The sequence below is a fragment of the Okeania sp. SIO2B9 genome (assembly GCF_010672505.1).
Classification (GTDB): Bacteria; Cyanobacteriota; Cyanobacteriia; order Cyanobacteriales; family Microcoleaceae; genus Okeania; species Okeania hirsuta.
This window is the reverse complement of sequence record NZ_JAAHGK010000885.1, coordinates 1-3,316: the sequence shown is the minus strand read 5'-3', so window position 1 is coordinate 3,316 and position 3,316 is coordinate 1. Positions and strand designations below refer to the sequence as shown.

Genomic DNA, 3,316 nt, shown 5'->3' with positions numbered 1-3,316 from the left:
TCCAAAAATATAGGGTTGTAAATATTGTCTGATGACAAAGAATTAGCCCTGCCCTTTCAAGGGGATAAAAAAATCAACTTCAGTATTTCAAACCTTCTACTAAAGTAGGAGAGGAGGTACTAATAACTGAAATGATACGATGTGCAACAAAGCCGGGAAAAATTACTGTTTCTGAGTCTTTAGATCAAAGTCTTTTGATCTAAAGTTACTATTATCTTCTTGATTGGAAAAAGTTGCACATGACGTTTTAATTTCTTAATTTTCTAACTTTTAACTTTTAGTTTGACTAAAATCAGGATTACCTAATTTTCTGATAGACATGATATTGCTTGCAGGAAGTTATATTTTGAAATTTAAAACCACATTCATCCAATAAGAGTTGAGCCATAGTTTCTGGTAGAAGTTGATAAGTACAAGTTTGCTTTGCTAAGACAACTTGATCCTGAGAAAATATATAGTGTTTATCAAATTTATCATGGGGAATTGGTAAGATTTTTTGACTGTAAGTTATCCCATTAGATAGAGTTTCTTCATAATCTTTGTGAACACCTTGAACACTAAAAATTAAGTATCCTGCATCGTTTAAATGATTTGCCACATTCTGGAAACTTTTAATAATATTTTCTACTTTTGGCAAATGGCTACAAAAGGTATATTCTGTTTGGCCGTCGTCGATAAAATACCAAATTCCTCCATTAGAAAAAGCTGCATCAAACTTCCTTTCTAAATCCATAGTTAATACATTTTTATGGTGTAAAGCCACGTTTTCACCAAGGCGCTGTCGTGCTTTCACCAACATACTTTCAGTGAAATCGATTCCTAAAAAATCAATTTCAGGTAATTTTTTGATTAATTTTTCCGCAACTAATCCTGTACCAACTCCTAATTCCAAAACAGAGTCACTTGATTTAAGAATTTCTGCTAGGGCATCTGTTTGAGTGTCGTAATCATAATAACCTGCGGTCATCAAAAGATCGTAATATTTTGTAATGCCAGTATATTGATTGATTTGTTGTTTCAATATTTTTTTCATTAGTTTTTTAGTTTAATTAACATGACCTAGACAAAACAGTGCCAGACAATAAGCTTAAATTATAAACAGGCAGAACCCTCGACGTTAAAAAGGTATATAACCCTAATTACCGTGCAAATAGTTAAAAAGTTTTTAAATGCCTTCTCTAAAACTCTTTAAGCCTCTTGAAGAGGGCATTTAGACACTTCATAATACTATTGAATAAAACTTTAGTTTTATCTATCATCAAAAATCTTTCTTGCTAGAGTTACAAGAAAGTCCTACAGAACCCATTTGATATGTTCTTGCCTAATCATTAGCCTACAGTTTCTTGGTTTAATCATTTTATTGGCATAATATATTTCCATTCAACCTACCTAGTCCGAAATTGCTCAATATACTAGCTACTTCAGAAGCTAAATTTAGCTCAAAAAGTATAGCAAATCGGTTGTATATATTCAAGATTAGTTGAGAAACTGACCACAAGTCAACACTTAAATTTTGGCTTAATCCCTGAGAAATGGGAAGAAACTCAAAAATTACACTTGTTGAGTTTCTTCCCATAATATTTTTGGTATTATCGCTCAGTTTTTGCTAGTTTTCGGCTAACTTCTTCCTTTTGGTCCTAAACCTACTGCACCTGCATAAACTGCGCGATCACCCAATTCATCTTCAATCCGCAACAATCGATTATATTTGGCCACCCGTTCACTACGACAGAGAGAACCAGTTTTAATCTGACCTGCCCGTGTTCCTACGGCTAAATCAGCAATAGTTGTATCTTCTGTTTCTCCCGAGCGGTGACTGATAACTGAACGGAAACCATTACGAGTGGCTAAGTCAATAGTTTCTAGAGTTTCAGTCAGGGAACCGATCTGGTTAAGTTTAATTAAAATTGAGTTACCAGCACCCATATCAATGCCTTTTTGTAAACGAGAAGGGTTGGTAACAAATAAGTCATCTCCCACTAATTGAATTTTGCTACTTAATTTTTGGGTGAGCTGTACCCAACTGTCCCAGTCGTCTTCATGTAGGCCATCTTCTATGGAGACAATGGGATATCGATCTACTAAACTAGCTAAATAATCAATCAATTCAGTGGGAGAATGAGTTGCGCCGTCGTAAATATAGTTACCATCTTTGTAAAATTCGCTAGCTGCTACATCTAGGGCAAGAGCTACTTGTTTTCCTGGTTTGTAACCAGCTTTCTCAATCGCTGCAATTAATATATCTAATGCTTCTTGGTTTGAACCTAAGTTGGGAGCATAACCACCTTCGTCTCCTACTCCACCTAGTAAACCTTTGTCTTTGAGAACTCCACTTAGGGTAGCGAAGACTTCTGCACCCCAGCGCAATGCCTCTTTAAATGAAGGTGCGCCCACAGGTACGATCATAAATTCTTGAATGTCTACGTTATTCGCAGCGTGAGCACCGCCGTTAATGACGTTCATTAGGGGTACTGGAAGCAGACTTGCTTGTGGGCCACCTAAATAGCGATACAATGGCATACCAACAGAGTTAGCTGCCGCTTTAGCTGTTGCTAGGGAGACCGCAAGGATAGCATTTGCTCCTAGGTTGCTTTTGTTAGGGGAAGCGTCTATTTCGATCATTTTGCTGTCAACTAAGGTTTGGTTGAGAGCATTAATTTTGACTAGGGTGGGGGTAATTTGTTCTTCTACGTTTTTGACTGCTGTGAGTACCCCTTTGCCACCGTAGCGTCCCTGATCTCCATCCCGAAGTTCATGAGCTTCAAAGCTACCTGTAGATGCACCACTAGGCACTTGGGCCAGTCCAACTATACCGTTGCCTAGGTGGACTTCCGCTTCAATTGTTGGACGACCACGGGAGTCAAGAATTTCTCTGGCGTGGATTGATTCAATACCTGTCTCCATATTTTTTCTTCCTTATTCTGTCAAGTTTGATGGTATTGGCTAAATACTAATTACGGGTTTCTTACGCTATGGGGAGTCGTCTTTGTCAACCCAAATTAGCAAAATTTAGCATTTCCACTGACAGAATAGAAGGTTAATCCGGCTTTTGAGCTAGATATCAAAAATGTTTAATAATTTTATCAATTCTCTTTCTATACCACTAATTTTACCTAAATATGTAATTTCATATATTTTTTTAATAATTTTTTAAAATATATTTAATCTCAATATTTCTATTCGTACTCATATCAAAATGATGAGTTTTAGTTGAATATTAATGATGAGTTAATTTTTCAAAATATACTTTTTTTGACTATATAAAACCATTAAATCAATTTTTTATAGTCAAAAAAAGTATATTTTGAAAAATTAA

The 3,316-nt window shown here is 35.7% G+C and carries 2 protein-coding genes; both read right to left on the bottom strand.

Features of this window, described 5'->3' with window-relative positions; all coding sequences use genetic code 11:
• Nucleotides 1-298 precede the first annotated feature (298 nt).
• Nucleotides 299-1,033: a class I SAM-dependent methyltransferase gene (locus tag F6K13_RS24970; RefSeq protein ID WP_124142749.1), complete on the bottom strand. Its 735-nt coding sequence runs from the start codon at nt 1,031-1,033 to the stop codon at nt 299-301.
• A gap of 584 nt (nt 1,034-1,617) precedes the next feature.
• A complete protein-coding gene (gene eno / locus F6K13_RS24965; protein WP_124142750.1) occupies nt 1,618-2,904 on the bottom strand; it encodes a phosphopyruvate hydratase in 1,287 nt (428 codons plus the stop codon).
• Nucleotides 2,905-3,316: the final 412 nt, after the last annotated feature.